The sequence below is a fragment of the Arthrobacter sp. FX8 genome, from assembly GCF_026723805.1.
Classification (GTDB): domain Bacteria; phylum Actinomycetota; class Actinomycetes; order Actinomycetales; family Micrococcaceae; genus Arthrobacter.
The window spans coordinates 3,606,240-3,625,136 of sequence record NZ_CP113505.1 but is presented as its reverse complement, the minus strand read 5'-3'; the positions used below and the strand labels follow the sequence as shown (position 1 = coordinate 3,625,136).

Below are 18,897 nucleotides of genomic sequence, written 5' to 3'. Positions count from 1 at the left end.
CCGCGCCGCCAGGTTAAGCAAGAGGACGACGGCGGGTGCTTCCCGCCGTCGTCCTCTTCTGTTCGTTATGGGGCTGTGAATGCCCCTACCGGACGGGGTTGCCCAGCTCCCGCAGCGGCGTCTTGGCGGTCTCGCGCGCCCACCAGGCGCCGGCCACGGCGAGGATCGACGAGCCCGCCACGATCCAGGCTGCCGGTCCCCAGTTCGCCTTGTCGGCGCCCACCAGGGCGGTGCCGAGCAGCGGGGTGAAACCGGCGCACAGGATGCCGATCTGGAGCCCGATGGCCATGCCGGAGTAGCGGACCTTGACGTTGAAGAGCTCGGAGAACCAGGCCGGGTAGATCGCGTTGGACATGGCATAGGTGCCGGCGGTGATCAGCGTGCTGGTCAGGAAGATCATGGGGATGTTGCCGGTGGCGATCACCGAGAAATACACGAAGATCATGATGCCGGAGCCCAGGACGCCGATGATGAAGATGGGCCGGCGGCCGAACGTGTCCGACAGGCGCGCGGTCAGGGGCTGGGTGAAGACGGCAAGGATGTTGCCCACGATGCTGACCCACAGCATGGTGGAAGCGGGAACGCCGACGGACACGGCGTAGGCCAGGCCGAATGACTGCATGAACGTGTTGGTGACCGTTTCGAAGGACATGAGCGCCACCTGGAAGAACTGCGCCGGGTGGGTCTGGAACATCTTGGCGAACGGAAGCTTCACCAGTTCACCGTGCTCCTGCTTTTCCTCGAAGACCTCAGGTTCGGCCAGTGACCGGCGGACCAGGTAGGCGACGATGAGCACGATCAGGGAGAGCCAGAACGGGATCCGCCAGCCCCAGGCGAGGCGGTCGGCCTCGCTCATGGCAGCCACGGGCAGGAAGGCCAGGGATGCCATGACGATGCCCGCGGAAATGCCGCTCATGGCAAAGCTGGCGAAGAAGCCGCGCCGGCCCTCGGGAGCCTCTTCCGTGGAGAGGGCGGAGGCGCCGGCCGTCTCGGCGCCGGCGGAGAGGCCCTGCATCAGGCGGAGCAGGACCAGCAGCGCGGGTGCCCAGTAGCCGGCGGTGTTGAAGTCCGGCAGGGCGCCGATGAGGAACGTTGCGCTGCCCATGAGCACCAGGGTGAGCACGAGCGTATTCTTCCGGCCGATCTTGTCACCAAGGTGGCCGAACACCACGGCGCCGAAGGGCCGGGCCACGTATGCCACGCCGAACGTGGCGAAGGAGGCCAGCAAGGCAACCGTGGGGTCGCCCGCCGGGAAGAAGATCTTCGAGAAGACGAGGGAAGCGGCAGTGGCGTAGATGAAGAAGTCGTAGTACTCCAGGGCGCCGCCGAGGAATGCGGCCAGCGCTGCCTTCTTGGCGCGCTTTAGCCGGCGTTGTGCCTCAGGCGTCGGCTTGGCCTGGGCTCCTGCTGCGATGTCGGTCATGTCCGGGTTTTCCTTCCACGCTGAAGGCGGGGGATCTGTTCTATTTGTACGCATTGCGAACATGTGTGCGTAATGCGCCTAGAAAGAGGATACTAGTCGGTGACGCCAATCACAACGCCGACGGAAAGGTGCTTCACAATGGAACCCTCCCGCTTAGTCCTGATCGGATCAGCAGCTTCCAAGGCCATGTCCCCGCGCCTCTGGAATCCTGTTTTCCAGGAACTCGGCCTTGAATGGACCTACGATGCCTGGGATGTGCCGGCCGGCGGCGACCTCGACGAGGTCCGCAGGCGGCTTCTGGCGCCCGGCATCGTGGCGGCCAACGTGACCATGCCGCACAAGCACTGGGCGGCGGAAACAGCGGACGAGGCAACAGACCCAGTCCTGTTGAGCGGTGCCTGCAACCTCCTGGTTCGAAAGGGCACACGGCTGGTGGGGCACAACACCGATATATCCGCCCTGACCGCGCTGCTGGGCGGCCAGTACCAACGGCACGCCCTCCTCCTGGGCGCCGGTGGAGCGGCAAGGGCCGCGATGATCGCCCTGGAGGGGCATCTGGGGACCGTTTCCATCACTGACCGCGACCCGCACGCCGCGGCGGAATTGCTGGATCTTGCCCGGGAACGCGGCATGGACGCCCGGACGGTCTCCTGGCAGCAGGGGCAGGAGCTGTCCGCCGATGCCTCCCTGATCGTGAATGCCACTCCCATCGGCAAAAGCATGTCCGACGGTCCGGCATGGGGCGACGGCCCACTCGCCCCTGACGCCGTCCTCTATGACTTCGTGTATGCCCGCCACACCACTGCAAGCGTGGCCCGGGCGCGTGGCATGGGAGTCCGGTGCATCGATGGCTGGGAGCACCTGCGGGAACAGGCGGTGGCCATGGTGCCGCTCCTGGGGCTCGACGGGCAGTCCGGGAGGCTGCTCAAGGAAACGCTGGAACGCATCCGGGCAGCCTCCTGACCGGCGGGCCGCACCCCGCACTCCAGTGCCCACCGGCCCGATATGATCGGACAGGCGCTGAAGCCCGGCGGACCCTGTGCCGGGGCGCCGACCGTCGGGAGAGGAACCGCAACGTTCATGGAGGAGCAGCCAGCCTACTTTGTGAAGTCGGTTGAGAAGGCCTTCGACGTGCTGCTCGCCTTTTCCGCCGACCAGCCACGGCTCACTGTTTCCCAGGTTGCTGCCCGGACCGACATGACCCGCGCCTCCGCGCGCCGGTTCCTCCTGACCCTGGCAGATCTTGGCTACCTCCGCGCCGAGGGCCAGGCCTTTGAACTGACCGCCCGTTCCCTGGACATCGGTCGGGCCTACCTGGCCGGCCTTACGCTTCCCGGGGTGGCCCAGCCGCACCTCAAGGAACTGGCGGAGGACCTGAACGAGACCACGGCCTTGTGCATCCTCGACGGCGGCGACGTGGTTTACGTTGCCTGCGTGCCGTCGCCGCGGCTGTTGAGCGTCTCCATTACCGTGGGGACCCGGTTTCCGGCCTGGGCGACCTCAATGGGCCGGGTGCTCCTCGCCGGAATGCCCCCGGCGCAGCTCGAGGAGTATCTCCGCACGGTCCAGCTGCACCGCTACACCGACCGCTCCATCAGCAGCATTGACGACCTGCGTTCCGAAGTGGAGCTGGCGCGTAAAAGGGGCTGGTCCATGGTTTCCCAGGAGCTCGAGGAAGGCCTGCGCGGCGTGGCCGTGCCGGTGCGGCGGGGGAACGAGGTGGTGGCTGCGGCGAATGTTTCACTGCAGACGCACCGGGCGGCCGCCCAGGACATTGAAGCGTCAGTCCTTCCCCCGTTGATGGAGACCGCGCGGCGGATCGCACTCGATTACGGCGGCCCTGGCCCAACCACCCGCGGCTGACCCTCCCTCCCGCGGTGGACCGCGCTCAAGGCCGCTTGCCATGTAACTGTTTCCACACAAGCACAGCGCACCACTCCCGCCGCAGCTGAACGGGCCATAGACTCTAGCCAACTGCGTGCAGCAGAGCCGCTGCATCGCTTGTCAGGAGGAGGGGTCGGCGGGTGAAACTGGGCATACCGCGGGAACGCCGGGAGGGCGAGCGTCGTGTGGCCGCCACGCCGGATACCGTCAGGCAGCTGGCCGGGATGGGGCTGGAGGTCCTGGTGGAGACCGGGGCGGGGGACGGCGCCGGGCACGCTGACCAGGCATACCAAAACGCCGGCGCCGCCGTCGTCCCGGAACTCAACACCACGGCCCTCGACATCCTGGCGCATGTCCGCCCCCTTGACCCGCACACCGCCGCGTCCCTGAAAAGGGGAGCCGTCACCGTGGGGCTCGCGTCGCCGTCGTCCGAGCTGCCGGCAGTGCAGGCGCTCGCGGACAACGGGGTGACCTCCTTCGCCCTTGAACTGGTGCCCCGCATTTCCCGTGCCCAGTCCATGGACGCCCTCAGCTCGCAGGCGCTGGTGGCCGGCTACCGCTGCGTGCTGGAGGCTGCCATCCGGCTGCCCCGCTTCTTCCCGCTCTACATGACGGCCGCGGGAACCATTCCGCCCGCCAGGGTCCTGGTCCTCGGAGCCGGGGTGGCGGGGCTGCAGGCCATCGGCACGGCCAAGCGCCTGGGCGCCCGGGTTTTCGCCAACGACATCCGTCCGGCTTCCGCGGACGAGGTTGCCTCCATGGGCGGCACCTTCATCCGGCTGGACCTGGAGACGGCGGAGGCGGCCGGCGGCTACGCCCGGCAGCTGAGCTCCGATGCCGGCACACGGCAGCGGCAGCTGCTGGCGCCGCACGTGGCTCAGTCGGACGTGCTGATTACGACGGCGGCAGTCCCCGGGCGCCCCGCACCCCTCCTGGTGACGCGCGGGATGGTGCAGGGCATGCGGCCCGGGTCGGTGGTGGTTGATCTCGCCGCGGAGTCCGGCGGCAACGTGGAGGGTTCGGTACCGGGCCAGGACATCCCCATCCCCACCGCCGATGGAATGGGGCACGTCACCCTGGTGGGCCTGAAGGACCCGGCCTCGGCGATGGCGTCGGACGCCTCCCGTCTTTACGCCAAGAACGTGGCCAACCTGCTGGCCCTGCTGGTGCGCCCGGATGACGCCGGTGCCGGCGGGCTCACCCTGGATTTAGACGACGAAGTGGTGGCCGGTGCCTGCCTCACCCACGACGGCGTGGTGCGGCACCAGCCCACGGCGGAGCTGCTGGCCGCCCGCGCACGTGCCGCCGCAGAGCCGGCCACGGCCGCGGCCCGGCAGGAAGGAACGCTCTGATGGACGGAACAGCCCTGCTGACCATTACGGTTCTGGCGGTGTTCGTCGGCTTCGAAGTGGTGTCCAAGGTCTCCAGCACCCTGCACACGCCGCTGATGTCCGGTGCCAACGCCATCCACGGCATCATCCTTGTCGGTGCCATCATTGTGGCCGGCCAGGCAGCAGACCCATGGGTCCTGGCGGTGGCGCTGCTCGCCGTTGTCCTTGCCACCGCCAACCTGGTGGGCGGGTTCGTGGTGACGGACCGGATGCTGCACATGTTCCATGCCAGGAAGGACGCAGCCCCAAAAGGTGCCGTGCAGCCTGAAACGGGCAGCAAATGAGCCTCCTCGACCCCATCGGGACCTCCCTGCTCTACCTCGTCGCGGCGGTCTGCTTCATCCTGGCCCTGCGCGGGCTCAGTTCCCCGCGGACCGCGCGCCGCGGAAACCTGGTGGGCGCACTCGGTGCGCTGATCGCCGTCGTCACGGTGTTCCTGTCCGCCCGGCTGGAGAACATCCCCTGGATCCTGGCCGCCATCGCGGTGGGCAGCGTGGTGGCGGCACCCGTGGCCCGGCGCGTGAAGATGACGCAGATGCCCCAGCTGGTGGCGCTGTTCAACGGCGTGGGCGGCGGCGCGGCTGCCTTGGTGGCCCTCCTGGAACTGGGCCATGCCGGCAATCCCTGGGTTCGCGTGGCCATCGTGTTCACGCTCCTGGTGGGTGCCGTTTCCTTCGCCGGTTCCGGCGTCACCTTCGCCAAGCTGCAGGAACTGATGACCACCCGGCCCGTGGTGTTCCCGGGCCTCCCGGTGGTGATGGCCGTGGTCCTGCTCGCCGCAGTGGCCGCCGGCGTGGCCGTGGTGCTCACCGCCTCGCTGCCCCTTGCGGTCCTGCTGTTGCTGCTGGGCCTTGCCGCCGGCGTCCTGCTGGTGCTGCCAGTAGGCGGCGCCGACGTGCCAATCGTCATCTCGCTGCTGAACGCCTTCACCGGCCTGGCCGTCGCGGCGTCCGGCCTGGTGCTGGGCAACGTCCTGCTGGTGGTGGCCGGGACCCTGGTGGGGGCTTCGGGCACCATCCTCACCCGGGCCATGGCCGCCGCCATGGGCCGGAGCGTGGCGGGCATCCTGTTCGGGGCTTTCAGGGGAGGTTCGACGGCGGGGTCCACCGCCGTGAGCGAGCGTCCGGTCCGTTCGTCCTCGGCCGAGGACGTGGCGGTCCTTTTGGGGTACGCCCAGCGGGTGATCATCGTCCCCGGCTACGGCCTGGCCGTGGCGCAGGGCCAACATACGGCCGCCGAGCTGGCCCTGGCCCTGGAGGCCCGAGGCATCGAAGTGGATTTTGCCATCCATCCCGTGGCCGGCCGGATGCCCGGACACATGAACGTGCTCCTGGCCGAGGCCAACGTCCCGTACGAGTCGCTCAAGGAGATGGGCGAGATCAACCCGCAGTTCAAGACGACGGACGTGGCCCTGGTGGTGGGCGCCAACGACGTGGTGAACCCCGCCGCCAAGACTTCGTCCGGCTCACCGATCTACGGCATGCCCATCCTTGAAGTGGCGGAGGCGCGGCAGGTGGTGTTCCTCAAGCGGTCCATGCGCCCGGGATTCGCCGGCATCGAGAACGACCTGCTGTACGAACCCCAGACATCGCTGCTGTTCGGCGACGCCAAGGACTCCCTGGCCCAGGTGCTGGGCGCGGTCAAGGCCCTGTAGGCGCGGAACGGCGCACCGGGCGGGTTACCCTTCTCTCAGAAGCTTGCTTTCCATCCGCCATCAGAGGACGCCATGACTGACAACAGCTCCACTTCGCCCAAACGTGCCGCCATCATCGTCAATCCTGCCAAGCCGGTGGATATCGACGTGCGCGGCCTGGTGGCCAAGCACTGCGTGGAAAACGGGTGGGGGAAGCCATTTGGCTGGAAACCACCAAGGAGGATCCGGGCGTCGGCCAGGCGAAGGACGCGCTGGCCCAGGGTGCGGACATCGTGATCGCGGCCGGCGGCGACGGCACCGTGAGGTGCGTTGCCGAGGTCCTGGCCGGCAGCGACACCCCCATGGGCCTGCTGCCGCTGGGGACGGGCAACCTGCTGGCGCGCAACCTGGGCATGGACGTCACCGACTACGACGGCGCCATGGCCGGGGCCCTCATCGGCACGGAGCGGAAGATCGACGTGGTCCGGGCCCGGCGCAGCGACCCGGACAAGGACCAGCTCTTCCTGGTCATGGCCGGCCTGGGCTATGACGCGACCATCATGGCGGACACCAACGAGGACCTGAAGGACAAGGTGGGCTGGCTGGCCTACGTGGACGCCGGCATCCGGAACCTGCCCGGCAAACCGGTCAAGGCAACCGTGGTGATCGACGGCAAGCCCGTGGTGCACCGGGGCGTCCGCAGCGTGATGGTGGGCAACTGCGGCAAGGTCCAGGGCGGTCTTGAAATCTTCCCTGATGCCAAGGTGGACGACGGCCTGCTGGACATCGCCGTCCTGGCTCCCCACCACGGAAAGCTGGGGTGGCTCTCCGTGGTGGCGGGAATGATCGGCAAGGGCCGCGGCAAGGACACCGCCGTGGAGTACTTCCAGGGCAAGACCGTTGAGATCACGCTGGAACACAAGGACGACTACCAGTTGGACGGGGACCACGAAGGCGAGAGCAAGCACGTGCTCATGACCATGGAGCCCGGCGCCCTGACCTTGCGGATGTAGGGCGGTTTAGCCCAGCAGCCGTCCCCAGCGTGGTTCCAGCAACGGCGCGCCTGCCAGTTTCAGGGCGTGCCAGAGGGTGACGGCCACGGAGTCCAGCACCGGCACTCCGGTGCTGTCCTCGATTTCGGCGGTGATGTTGGCCCCGTAGAGGTTGGTGCACAGGTACACCAGTGCGTCCGGTGCCGCGGCAGCCAGTTCCAGGGAGCCCGGGCGCATCTCGTCGTCGGTGACCCGGGCAAAGGACTCGTTGTCGCTCAATCCCAGCGCCCGGTGGTCCACGGTCTTGATGCCTTCGCGCTCGTAGCAGGCGATGACCCGGTGGTTCACGTCCGCGGTGTAGGGGGTGAACAGGCCGATCCGCTCCGTGCCGAAGGTCCGGAAGGCTTCCAGGTAGGCAAGCGTGGAGGTGGTGGCGGGGATGCCGGTGGCGCCGCTGATCCCGGCCGCCAACTCCTGGTCGTGCGCCGGGCCCAGCCACGAGCCTGACGTGCCGTTCCAGGCAATCACGTCCACGTCCGCCGTCGCCAGCAGTGCTGCTGCCTCCTGCATGACTGTGGGATCGAACTGGCGGTCGGAGGAGTCATCGAGCGCGATGCGGGTGACTGGGATCCGGGTGAAGTGCACCGTGACGTCGGTGCGGCCGCCCAGGATGCGGTAGGTCTGCGGTTCCAGGCAGGTGTTGGAGGACGGCACGATCATGCCGATCCGGCGGGGGCGTGTGCTTGCAGGCATGGGGGCTCCTAGAGGGCGGCGGCGAGTCGGGAAGCTTCGGGGGCAGCAGACTGGTGCTGCCGGAAGCCGGTGCGGTTGATGAAGCGGCCCACGGCGCCGGGGTCATGGAAGCCGTCCGCGTCCAGGACCACGCGTCCGTTGGAAACAACGACGGCGGGCCAGCCCGTGAGTGCCTTCCCGTCGAAAGGCGAGAAGTCCGTTCCCATGTGCAGGGCCGCGCCGTTCACGGTGCGTTCCTCTGCGGGGTCGAAAACCACCAGGTCGGCGTCGAACCCCTCGGCGATGCAGCCTTTGCCGGGCACGGCGTTGATCCGTGCCGGCGCGGCAGCGAAAGCCTCCACGAACTGCTCCACGGTTGCCCCGGCGGAGGTCATCGCGGTGAACGTAACCGGCATCCGCGTCTCCACGCCGGGCAGTCCGTGCGGCATGGCGCGCACGTCGTCGGTGCGCTCGCGCTTCTGGGACAGGTCGTAGCAGGAGTGGTCGGAGGACATGGTGTGGATGGCTCCGGACACCAGCCGCTCCTTGAGGGCGGCCACGGTTTCCGGGCTGCGCATGGGCGGGCAGCAGGCGAACCACTCGGGGAAGGTGGATCCGTAGACGGAATCGTCCAGCGTGATGTAATGCGGGCAGGTCTCGGAGTAGGCCTCCAGTCCCCGGGAGCGGGCTTCGCTCACCAGGTCCACTGCCCCGGGCGTGGACTGGTGGACGAAGTACACCGGGGCGCCGGTGTATTCGGCCATGGCCAGGGTTTCCGTGACCGAGATCTCCTCGGCCAGTTCCGGCCGGGTCCGGTGCAGGTGTTCGATGCCGATCCGCCCGTCCTCCGCGTGCTGGGCGGTGCAGTCGGCAATGATGGGGTCGTGTTCGGCGTGGATGTACGTCAACCCGTCCAGCCGGACCATTTCCCGCATGACCTTCAGGATGGTGTCGCCGTCGGCCATGGTGGTGCCCCGGTTGGTGGTGTACATCTTCACCGACCGGACGCCTTCCGCTGCCAGCTGCTCAAGCTGCCACGGGACGGTTTCGTCCCAGGTGACCACGGCGCCGTGAAGGGCAACGTCGCAGCGGGACTCCGTGGCGAGTTCCTTCTTGTGCAGGGCGGCGGCGAGCGGGGTTTCCTGGGCGTCGCGGGGAATTCCGAAATCGATGATGGTGGTGGTTCCGCCCCACAGCGCTGCCGTGGAGGTGGTCCGGTAGTCGTCCAGGGTGCGGAATCGCCCCGTGACCTGGGCCACGTGGCAGTGTCCGTCCACGCCGCCGGGGATCACGAGTTTGCCCGTGGCGTCGATGGTGCGGTCCGCCGCGGGGACGGGCCCGGCGGCGTCGACGAGCCGGGCAATGCGGCCGTCGTGGACCACGACGTGCGCCTCCCGGCGGCCGTGGCTGTTCACCACGGTGGCGTTGGCAATGACGAGTTGTGGCTGGTGGGACATCGGTGTCCTCCTAAAGTTGTTGGGCTCTGGCTAGGCGGCGGGCTGGGGGTGCCGGCGTGCTCCTGGCGGGCGGCAAGGGCCGCGTCCAGATTTGGCGACAGGCCCTTGCGGTCCTTGGCCGGCGGCGGGGCGAAGGCGCCGGCGCGGTGCGGCCCGGATTGCAGCGCGGCAACGGCCTCGGCCATGCGGATGCCTGCGGAGATGCCATCCACCACAGGGACGGGTATCTGCCCCGTGAGGTCGCGGGCCAGGCCGGCCAGCGGGGCGCCGGCAAGGATCACGACGTCGGCGCCGTCCTCCGCCACGGCCTGCCGGCTGAGTGCCAGCAGGGTTTCCCTGAAGTCCTGCTGGACGGAGGCGATGCTGGTCAGGGAGTCATTGATGGAACGGATGGAGGCCAGCCGTCCGGCAAGTCCGAACTGCTCCACGCACTCGCGGTACCAGGGCTTGATCCGGTCCGAGATGGCGATGATGGAGAACCGGTGGCCCTGCAGTGCTGCTGCGCACAGGGCGGCCTCGGTGATCCCGATGACGGGCACCTCGGCCAGTTCCTTGAGGGCCGGCATTCCCGGGTCCCCGAAGGCAGCCACCACCACGGCGTCCACCGGGTCTGCGCCGGGACGGGTGTGTTCGGCAATGATCTCTGCCACGGCACCCGCGGCGATGAGGGCTTCGAAGCGGGTCTCGATGTACTCCACGCCGTGCCCGGCAGTCCTGACCAGCAGTTCGGTGCCGGCGGAGGCGGAACGGAGCGCCTCGGATTCAATCAGCGCGGTGACATCGGCGCTGATGTTGGGGTTGATGACCAGGAGTTTCATTTTCTCTTCCGGTGGAATTCTGGTTCGGTCTTCTGGAAGTCCTCGGGAAACTGGTCCCGGTACTTTCCAATGTGTGATGCGGACTGGGCGGCTGCCTTGTCCGGATTGCCGCTGGCAATGGCGGTGTACAGGTCGCGGTGTTCGCGGATGAGTTCGGGCAGGTCGCTGACATGCCGGAACAGCCAGTGCATGCGGCCCTGGAGGGGTTCCAGGGCGGACTTGAGGAAGTTGTTGTCCGCGATGCGGGTGATGGCGTCGTGGAATTCGCTGTTGGAGCGGTGCGCCTCCATCACTGATCCCTTGGCCAGGAAGGTTTCCGCATCGTCCAGCAGCCCCTTCAAATGGGCGAGGTCCTCCTTGGTGGCCCGTTTGGCGGCGAGCCGGCATGCCAGGACTTCCAGGGACTGGCGGACATCGAAGAGGTCCTCCACGTCCTTGGGGCTGAGGCTGCTCACCTCAGCCCCGCGGGCGCCCCGGTCGCTGATCAGGCCTTCCTGGCGAAGCATGCGCAGGGCCTCGCGGACCGGCAGCCGGGAGACGGAGAATTCGGCTGCCAGGTCGCGTTCCACCAGCCGCGTGCCGGGAGCGTAGTGTCCTTCGAAAATCCTGGTGCGGAGGGTGTCCCGGACAGTCTCGCGGAGGGGGCGGTCCTTGTCCTGGGTCTCTTCTGCGGTCAGCATGATGCTCCATTCGGATTTTGTACGGCACTGCTCCCGGCTGCGGGGGCGTTGGGTGCAAGTTTCCCTGCGAGGGTCAGCTTAGACAGGAAGCCGCTTGTTGTAGTTCAGCGTCAGGACTGAGGCGCCCATGATCACTGCGGAACCCACGAAGTACAGCAGCGCCCAGGTGTAGGAACCTGTGGCTCCGACGATCAGGCCGACGGCGATCGGCGTGACGAAGCCGGAGATGTTGCCGCTGAAGTTCATGGCACCGCCCAGGACGCCTGCGTTGGTGCGGCCGCCCAGGATGGAGGGGATGCTCCAGAACAGGCCCACCCAGCGCAGGAAGAACATGACGAGGGAGAGCAGGACCACAGCGGTGGTGGGGTCCGGGACCACGGTGACGCCCACCAGGCCGCCGATCACCACGACACTCGAGATGCCCAGGAGGGTGCGCATCACCCGGTTGGCTGACGCGCCGGATGCACGCCACTTGTCCGCAATGGTGCCGCCCAGGATTTCACCGACGAAGCCGGCACCGAAGATGACAAAGGTGGACCAGCCGATGGTCTTCAAGTCGAAGCCCTTGGCCTGGGCGAGATAGAGCGGGCCCCAGGTCAGCAGGCCATAGAACACTCCATTGAAGCCGAGCCAGCCGAAGCACATCGCCCAGAAGGAGCGGAACTTGAGGTAGGGGAGCAGTGCGCGTTTGCCCTGGCTGCCGTCGAGCTCAGCTTCGGCATCCTCGGCAGCGTGCGACGCTTCGATGTACTCGGCTTCGGCGGCATTGACACCGCGGTGCTGCCGCGGGTTGTCGCGGACGTACCACCAGACGGCCAGGCCCATCAGGACTGTTGCGGCGCCGGCGATGACGAACGAACTGCGCCAACTGCCCGTCGCTGCGATGAGGCCGGCGATGAGGATGCCGCCAAGGCCTGCACCCAGCGGGGCGCCGGCGTCCAGGATGGTGGCACCGCGGCCGCGCTCCGACTTGTGCATCCAGATGGCGTTGAGCTTGCCGCCGGCGGGCATGACACCTGCTTCGGTCACGCCGATGCCGAGGCGGGCGATAAACATGCTCAGGAAGCCGCCGGCCATGCCGGATGCGGCCGTTGCCGCGCCCCAGCCCACGCAGGAGGCGGTCATCACCTTGCGGGGACCGAACTTGTCGATGAGCAGGCCCACAGGGATCTGCATCAGGGCGTAGGTCCAGAAGAAGGCGGAGAGCAGCAGGCCCACCAGTTCCGGGGCGAGGTCGAACTCCTTTTGGATGATTGGCAGGGCCACCGAGATGGAGCCGCGGTCGATGTAGTTGACGGACACCAGGACCAGGAGCAGCAGGAACAGCCGCCAGCGGACGGAGGTGCGCCGTTGCGTTCCGTCCTTTCCGCGCGTTTCGGTAGTGCCGGGGGTGGCCTCGTCGGACGTGGCCGTTGTTTCAGTGTTTGGGATGGACACAGCTTCTCCTTCACGGGGAAGTTTACGGATGGGGAGGATGCGAATGGTGCGTTGTACGTACGTGCCGGGCAGGGTTGTTGCGCCTGCCGGCAGGGGGCCGCTGGACGATCCGGAGCGTTGAGCGGGAAATGCACTTTTGGGATCCCAATTTGGGATCCCAAAATCAAAGGTAGAAGTGACTCCGGCCACTGTCAAGGGTTTTTGCCGGCCGGGCGCTGCAAGGGCCCTGCTGACGGATTGTGACTGCCGCGCACGGGTAAGGCCGGGCGGCAGCAGCGCGGAAAGCTCAACGCGCCGTGGGGGATCCGTCCGGCCGGTGGGACAGGATCTCGGCCAGTTCCGCCAGCCGGTGGGCCCGCGCGGACTCGGCCGGCGTAAACGGCTCATCCGGCCGGGAGAAGGTGATGGGGCCATGCCAGGCCGTGGGGATCTTAAGGTGCGTCCCGTCGTCGGACGCTTTGAAGCCGGCGTCCGACGGCGGCACAATCCGTGCGTGCAGCAGCTCGGCCACCGCCAGGGGAGTTCGTCCGGGGTGGCGGCGATCCTCGCTGCCAGGCTGAGCGCCCGGGTTTGCCCGTCAGCCATGGCCAGGGCGGTGGTGGGCCAGGCGTGCGGACTGCTGCCGCCGCCGTCGTGAAGTGCCGCCAGCAGTTCCCGTTCGCCCACGTCCCCGGGCACCGAGAGGACAAACTCATCCAGGACCCCAGCCGGTACCGGGTGGACGTGGATGCTCAGGATGTTGGTGTCCAGCCGGGCCAGCGCCGCCGTGATCCGCTGCAGCGAACCGGGCCGGTCCTGGAGAAGCGTCCGCGCCCGCCACAGGGACGGCGCCGACGCCAGCTGCCGCCGGTGCCGGAGGGCCGGGGCGTGCAGCCAGCGCAGCAGGATCCGGGCAGCCGAGGGCTCGGCCACCCAGATCACCAGGACTGTGGCCGTCAGGGTCAGCACCAGGACCTTGGCCACATAGGGAAGGTGGGTCTCCACCACCAGGGCGTGGACCAGCAGCTCGATGGGCAGCATCACGGCGACGTTCGCCAAGGTCAGCCGCGCCTTGGGCGGCTCAGGCATCAGGCCGCAGACCTCGCAGCGCAGTTCGGCAGCGGGTGTGTTGTGGGCAGGGCGCTTCATGACACAAGCATGGTGCGGTGCTGTTTCCACCGCATTGCCCCCCGATTCCATTCATGGGAACGCGCCGGGGGCCTTCCGGGTCCCGCACCGTAGGATTTATCAGGAACGTCAGCGCGGCCGCCCGTCAGAATCCACCCCAGGAAGGCGCTGCCCGTGAAGTTGTTTGCTGAAATGTTCAGCATTGCCCCCGGCAACAAGGACCACCACCCCGCGTTCAGGTGCGCCGTGGGCGTCTTCGTTCCACTGATCACGCTGGTGCTGCTCGGCAGGCTGGACCTGGCAATTTTCGCGTCCTTCGGCGCCTTCACCGGAATCTACGGCCGCGGCGAACCCCACGCCGTCCGGTTTATCCTGCAGCTGCGCGCCGGTCTGCTGATGCTGCTCGTCATGCTCCTGGCGGCGCTGGCGGCGCGCATGGGTCCCGCCTGGGGCCTGGACGCCCCCACCCACACGTGGCTGCTGGTCCTGGCCACCACGCTGGTGGCCGGCGCCTGTTCGGTTGCCATTTCCTGGCTCAGGCTGCGCCCCGGCGGCTCGCTCTTCCATATCTTCGCCTTCGCCGCCATCGCATCCATTCCCAACCAGCCGCCGCTCTGGCAAGGCATGCTGGTGGCCGTCCTGACCACGGTGTTCGCCCTGCTGGTCGGCTTCTCGTCCCGCATCCTTCCCAGCCACAGGACTCCCTGGGCCAGGCCTCCCCGCATCCGCCGCACTCCCGCGGAGAAGCGCGCGGCCTGGGTTGAAGGGCTCGGCTACCTGGTGGCCGCAGGCCTTGCCGGCACGCTGGCAACGTGGGCGGGGGAGCGCCTGGGGTTCGGGCACAACTACTGGGCCATGGTTGCTGCCGTGGTGCCGCTGGTGGGCCACACCACCAGGCACCGGGTGCGCCGCGGCATACAAAGGATCATCGGCACGGTCCTGGGCCTGCTGGTCCTCGCGGCCGTGCTGCTGGTGGGCCTGCAGCCGTGGCAAACCGTGCTGGTGATGGCGCTGTGCCAGTTCGGGGCCGAGATGTTCATCATCCGCCAGTACCTTCTGGCCCAGGTTTTCGTGACACCCCTCGCGCTGGTCTCAACACTGCTGGTGGTCCCGGCGTCACCCTCCATCCTGCTGCGCGACCGCATCATCGAGACCGTGATCGGCGCCGCCGTCGGCATTGCCGTGGTGCTGGCGCCCGGCGCATGGCGCCGGATCAGGCAAAGGACGACGGCGGCCTGACCGCCTTGTGCCCGCCCCTGCAACACCAGGGGCAGGGGCGGGTGGTGACCCGTTACGGACGTTCCGCGGCTGATGCTTCCCGGACCGCAGCGATGGTGTGCGGCACCGTCACCAGCGCTACCACGGCAATCGCGGCAGCGGCCGCAAAGACGTAGAAGCCCCAGGGGTAGGCGATGTTGGCAGCGACCAGCGTGCCGGTGACGGCGGGGCCCATGATCGCGCCGAGCCGGCCCACCCCGGCGGCGAAGCCGAGGGCTGTAGCACGGAGGGTTGCCGGGAACAGCTGGCTGACCCATGCGTAAACCAGGACCTGTGCGCTGAAGACGAACACGCCGGTGACAAAGACTGCCGCGTTGAGCAGCAGTTCATTCTGGATCTTGACGCTCAGGACAGCCAGGAAAACCGCGGAGAGTCCGAACCACAGCAGCACCACACGCTTGGTGCCGTGTTTGTCGGCCAGGATCCCCGCGATCACCAGGCCCACCACGGCCCCTACGTTGAGGACCAGCAGGAGAACCAGGCCGGTGCTGACGGTGTACCCGGCGCCGGCCATCAGCTGCGGAAGCCAGGTGTTCAGGCCGTAGACCAGGAGCAACCCCATGAAGGACGCGGCCGCGATGGCCAGCGCCACCAAGGGGTAAGGCTTCCGTGCCAGGTCCCGGAAGCCCGTGCGGGCTGCGGCAGGTTCTGTTCCTGCCGCCGCCGGGGGAAGGGTTTCGGGGAGCTTGAACCACAGGAAGGGTGCCAGGGCGAAGCCTGCCAGCCCGCCCACGATGAACATCATCCGCCAGTCCGGGATCAGCAGCAGGGCAAGGAAGGCCGTGGCCACAGCGCCGGCGTGGTAGCCGGTCATGGTCCGGGTGGTCGACTTTCCGGCGGTACCTGCCGGAGCGTAGTCGTTCATGTAGGCCAGGGCGGCCGGGAGGCAGGCGCCCAGTCCCAGCCCGGCAAGAAGCCGGAAGGCGCAGAACACCGCCACGTTGGGTGCGAACACCACGGCGATGGTGAAGATCGAAAACCACAGGACGCAGGCCACCAGGAGGCGGCGCCGGCCAAAGCGGTCGGACAGCGGGGCGATGAACAGGGCACCGGCGCCAACGCCCACCAGTGAAATTGTGGCGGCCAAGGTGGCACCCACCGCGTCGAAGCCAAGCTCATGGGTCTTGATCAGTGTGGGAATGACGGTGCCCAAAACCACCAGGTCAAAACCGTCAAGAACCATAGCCAGCCAGCAAAGCCAGACTGGCCACTTGGAACGGTGCTGGGATGGCGCAAATGACATAGAAATACCTCGGTGTATCTTCCAGGAGTTTTGAGCGGCAGTCTGCTTTGCCGGTAATGGGTGGGCAGCATTGCCCACATCCCCAGTGAGGTTTGTATCACTATCGGGTGTAATCTGGGACAACTTTTCCCATTCAACGGAAGCAGGTGTTCACGCTGGCCAACTCCCCGTCCGGCGACTCCGTGGTGGACCGGATCGTGCGGCTGATCTCCGCGTTTCCCCAGGACGTCAATGCCCTCCAGTTGTCTGACCTTGCCGGGCGGGCAGGCCTTCCGCTGACCACCACCCACCGGCTGGTGGGCCAGCTGGCAGGTCACGGACTGCTGGAGACTGCTCCCGGCGGGATGGTGCGGCCTGGACTCAGGCTGTGGGAACTGGTGAACCGTGCCTCGCCGGCGCTGGCGCTCCGGCAGGCAGCCATGCCCTTTATGGAGGACATCCAGCAGGTCCTGAACCAAAACGTGAACCTCGCGGTGCTGGATGGCTGGGAGGCGCTCTTTGTGGAACGGCTGTCCCGCCGGGGCTCGGTGGCCAACCGGGCGCAGGTAGCGGGCAGGATGCCCATCCATATCTCGTCCGCTGGACTGGCGCTGATGGCCCACCAGGACAAGGCCATGCAGCAGGAGTACCTGGGCCAGTTCACCGATCCCGAAGGAAGGCTGGCTCCGGCCGACGTCCGGGCGCTGCTGGCAGAGACCGCCCATCAGGGCTTTGCGCAACTGAAAGGCGTGGTGGATGCGGGCACCTGGGGGATCGCGGTGCCCGTGCTGGACCGCCGGCAGCGGGCCGTAGCCTCACTGGGCGTCGTGGTGCCCCTGCAGGAGATGCGCCTGCAGGCACTGGTTCCGGCACTGCAAACCGCCGCCCGGGGCATTGCCCGGCAACTTGCGGACGCCTGAACCATTCAACGGAATTTCTGTAACGCCGGTCACCCGGCTTCCCCCACACTGATGGCAGACAAACCGATCCGGTGCCGCCCGTGGCGGGACCCGCAACGAAGCGAGACGCAGTCATGGCACGAAAAACCATCACCACCCAGGTGGCCATCATGGGAGGCGGCCCGGCAGGGCTGATGCTGTCCCATCTCCTGGCGAAGGCAGGCATCGAGTCAACGGTCATCGAGGTCCGCAGCCACGAGGAGATCGCCCACACCGTCCGCGCCGGCATCCTGGAGCACGGGACGGTCAACCTGCTGGTGGACAGCGGTGTCTCGGACCGTGTGCTGCGCGAGGGCGACCGGCACGATGGCATCGAACTGCGGTTCAACGGCGAGAGCCACCGCATCGACTTCAAGGACCTCGTGGGCGAGTCCGTCTGGCTGTACCCGCAGACGGACGTCTTCCTGGACCTCGCCGCGCGGAGGAAGGACGACGGCGGCGACGTCCGCTACAGCGTCACCGACACCACTGTCCACGACCTGGAAGGCAGCCCGAAAGTCCGGTTTACCGACTCCGAAGGCGTTGAGTTCGAGATCCAGGCGGATTTCCTGGTGGGTGCCGACGGCTCCCGCAGCCACTGCCGGTTCCAGATCCCGGAAGCCCGCCGCAAGTGGTACTTCCACGAGTACCCCTTCGCCTGGTTCGGCATCCTGGCCGAGGCCCCGCGCAGCTCCGATGAACTGATCTACGCCAACTCGGCCAACGGATTCGCCCTGATCAGCCAGCGCACGGAGACAGTCCAGCGGATGTATTTCCAGTGCGACCCCAAGGAGAACGTGGCCGACTGGGACGACGAGAGGATCTGGGCCGAATTCCGGAGCCGCGTCAACGGCAACGGCTTCGAGCTCAAGGAAGGGCCCGTCCTGGAAAAGATGGTGCTGCCGTTCCGCAGCTTCGTCCACACCCCCGTGCGCCACGGCAACCTCTTCCTCGCCGGCGACGCCGCGCACACCGTGCCGCCCACCGGTGCCAAGGGCCTGAACCTTGCCATCAACGACGTCAAGGTCCTCTTCGAGGGGCTGGACAGCCACTACAACTCCGGTTCCGGCCGCCTGCTGGAAACCTACAGCGACCGGGCCCTGGAGCGTGTCTGGAAGGCGCAGCAGTTCTCGTACTGGATGACCACCATGCTGCACACCCCCGCCGACGCGGACGATTTCTCCCGCGCCCGCCAGCTCGGCGAGCTGAACTCGGTGGTCTCCTCCCGCCACGGCATGGCCTACCTGGCCGAGGCCTACACGGGCTGGCCCGGCGGCGCCTAAAGCCGCGGGAGAAGGACGACGGCGGTCGGCCGGGGTGGGTTCAGGGGCCTGCCAGTCGCCGGACGGCCGCCGCGATGGCGGCAGCGTCAGGCTGCTCGTCGCGCCTGACGGTAAGCAGGTGCAACAGCACCCCGTCGCCGTAGTCCGCGATATCCCGGGCGCGTGCTGCTGCGTCAGCCACCCCCAGGGTTGCAAGAGCCTGTTCCAGCCTGCCCACCAGCAGGTGGTGCCCGCCGGTCACCGCCTCCGGATGGTCCAGGGACAGGGCCAGCCGGGCCCTGGTGAGGCCGGCATGCTGCCGGGCCAGCGCGAGAACCATCGCGGCCAGTTGCCCGGCCAGCTGGTCGACGTCCCGTGGGGGACCGGCCGGGCCAACGTGCTGCAGGAGCTCTGCGTCCAGCTGCAGCAAACGGTCCAGGACGCCTTCCACCAGTGCTGACCGGTTGCGGTAATAGTTTGACGTCGTGCCTTCGGACACGTCGGCGGCGGCATCCACGGCCCGGTGCGTGAGGCCTTTCAGCCCCTTGTTTGCCACCACGGACAGCGCGGCATCAAGGAGCTGGGTACGTCTGTCGCGCATGGCCACAGTCTAGTGGGACTCCTTTCAATTCACTACAAAAGT

Annotated in this window: 16 protein-coding genes and 2 pseudogenes; 9 read left to right on the top strand and 9 right to left on the bottom strand. The window is 67.6% G+C overall.

Features of this window, described 5'->3' with window-relative positions:
* Positions 1-85 precede the first annotated feature (85 nt).
* Complete coding sequence (locus OUO20_RS16910; RefSeq protein WP_056392427.1) at positions 86-1,423, bottom strand: MFS transporter; 1,338 nt, start codon at positions 1,421-1,423, stop codon at positions 86-88.
* Between the two features lie 138 nt (positions 1,424-1,561).
* Between OUO20_RS16910 and OUO20_RS16905 the strand changes: the two genes are divergently transcribed.
* From OUO20_RS16905 to OUO20_RS16880, 6 genes and pseudogenes are all read left to right on the top strand, one after another.
* Complete coding sequence (locus OUO20_RS16905; RefSeq protein WP_268002223.1) at positions 1,562-2,386, top strand: shikimate dehydrogenase family protein; 825 nt, start codon at positions 1,562-1,564, stop codon at positions 2,384-2,386.
* A gap of 117 nt (positions 2,387-2,503) precedes the next feature.
* Positions 2,504-3,286, top strand: coding sequence for an IclR family transcriptional regulator domain-containing protein (locus OUO20_RS16900; RefSeq protein WP_056392429.1), 783 nt, complete (start codon positions 2,504-2,506; stop codon positions 3,284-3,286).
* A 161-nt stretch (positions 3,287-3,447) separates the two neighbouring features.
* A complete protein-coding gene (locus OUO20_RS16895) occupies positions 3,448-4,659 on the top strand; it encodes a Re/Si-specific NAD(P)(+) transhydrogenase subunit alpha (protein WP_268002222.1) in 1,212 nt (403 codons plus the stop codon).
* Positions 4,659-4,982, top strand: coding sequence for an NAD(P) transhydrogenase subunit alpha (locus OUO20_RS16890; RefSeq protein WP_223993130.1), 324 nt, complete (start codon positions 4,659-4,661; stop codon positions 4,980-4,982). The genes OUO20_RS16895 and OUO20_RS16890 overlap by 1 nt, the downstream gene beginning before the upstream one ends.
* Positions 4,979-6,352 carry an NAD(P)(+) transhydrogenase (Re/Si-specific) subunit beta gene (locus OUO20_RS16885; protein ID WP_018769787.1) on the top strand — a complete coding sequence of 458 codons (1,374 nt, stop codon included), beginning with the start codon at positions 4,979-4,981 and terminating at the stop codon, positions 6,350-6,352. Before OUO20_RS16890 ends, OUO20_RS16885 begins: the two co-directional genes overlap by 4 nt.
* A gap of 72 nt (positions 6,353-6,424) precedes the next feature.
* A pseudogene (locus tag OUO20_RS16880) lies at positions 6,425-7,344 on the top strand (diacylglycerol/lipid kinase family protein).
* A gap of 6 nt (positions 7,345-7,350) precedes the next feature.
* Here OUO20_RS16880 and OUO20_RS16875 read toward each other — a convergent pair.
* The 6 genes and pseudogenes from OUO20_RS16875 to OUO20_RS16850 form a co-directional block, all read right to left on the bottom strand.
* On the bottom strand, positions 7,351-8,076 hold the full coding sequence (locus OUO20_RS16875) for a maleate cis-trans isomerase family protein (RefSeq protein WP_134164878.1): 726 nt from the start codon (positions 8,074-8,076) through the stop codon (positions 7,351-7,353).
* Between the two features lie 8 nt (positions 8,077-8,084).
* Positions 8,085-9,512, bottom strand: coding sequence for an amidohydrolase family protein (locus tag OUO20_RS16870; RefSeq protein ID WP_268002221.1), 1,428 nt, complete (start codon positions 9,510-9,512; stop codon positions 8,085-8,087).
* Positions 9,467-10,330, bottom strand: a complete 864-nt coding sequence (locus OUO20_RS16865; RefSeq protein WP_268002220.1) for an aspartate/glutamate racemase family protein — start codon at positions 10,328-10,330, stop codon at positions 9,467-9,469. Before OUO20_RS16865 ends, OUO20_RS16870 begins: the two co-directional genes overlap by 46 nt.
* The gene (locus OUO20_RS16860; protein WP_268002219.1) at positions 10,327-11,010 is read right to left on the bottom strand and encodes a GntR family transcriptional regulator; all 684 of its coding nucleotides are present in this window, start codon (positions 11,008-11,010) and stop codon (positions 10,327-10,329) included. The genes OUO20_RS16865 and OUO20_RS16860 overlap by 4 nt, the downstream gene beginning before the upstream one ends.
* A 78-nt stretch (positions 11,011-11,088) precedes the next feature.
* The gene (locus OUO20_RS16855; RefSeq protein WP_268002218.1) at positions 11,089-12,834 is read right to left on the bottom strand and encodes an MFS transporter; all 1,746 of its coding nucleotides are present in this window, start codon (positions 12,832-12,834) and stop codon (positions 11,089-11,091) included.
* Positions 12,734-13,575: pseudogene (locus OUO20_RS16850) on the bottom strand (ACT domain-containing protein). Before OUO20_RS16850 ends, OUO20_RS16855 begins: the two are co-directional and overlap by 101 nt.
* 153 nt (positions 13,576-13,728) lie before the next feature.
* On the opposite strand from OUO20_RS16850, the gene OUO20_RS16845 reads away from it, so the two are divergent.
* Entirely contained in the window at positions 13,729-14,793 is a 1,065-nt protein-coding gene (locus OUO20_RS16845) for an FUSC family protein (RefSeq protein WP_134164882.1), read from the top strand.
* A 52-nt stretch (positions 14,794-14,845) separates the two neighbouring features.
* Here OUO20_RS16845 and OUO20_RS16840 read toward each other — a convergent pair whose 3' ends face one another.
* A complete protein-coding gene (locus OUO20_RS16840) occupies positions 14,846-16,015 on the bottom strand; it encodes an MFS transporter (RefSeq protein ID WP_018769778.1) in 1,170 nt (389 codons plus the stop codon).
* A gap of 215 nt (positions 16,016-16,230) precedes the next feature.
* On the opposite strand from OUO20_RS16840, the gene OUO20_RS16835 reads away from it, so the two are divergent.
* Both OUO20_RS16835 and OUO20_RS16830 read left to right on the top strand, forming a co-directional pair.
* A complete protein-coding gene (locus tag OUO20_RS16835; protein WP_268003456.1) occupies positions 16,231-16,974 on the top strand; it encodes an IclR family transcriptional regulator in 744 nt (247 codons plus the stop codon).
* Positions 16,975-17,087: 113 nt separating this feature from the next.
* On the top strand, positions 17,088-18,275 hold the full coding sequence (locus OUO20_RS16830) for a 4-hydroxybenzoate 3-monooxygenase (RefSeq protein ID WP_268002217.1): 1,188 nt from the start codon (positions 17,088-17,090) through the stop codon (positions 18,273-18,275).
* A 40-nt stretch (positions 18,276-18,315) separates the two neighbouring features.
* Here OUO20_RS16830 and OUO20_RS16825 read toward each other — a convergent pair whose 3' ends face one another.
* Positions 18,316-18,855 (bottom strand): TetR/AcrR family transcriptional regulator, encoded by a 540-nt coding sequence (locus tag OUO20_RS16825; protein ID WP_223993116.1) that lies wholly within the window; start codon positions 18,853-18,855, stop codon positions 18,316-18,318.
* Positions 18,856-18,897: the final 42 nt, after the last annotated feature.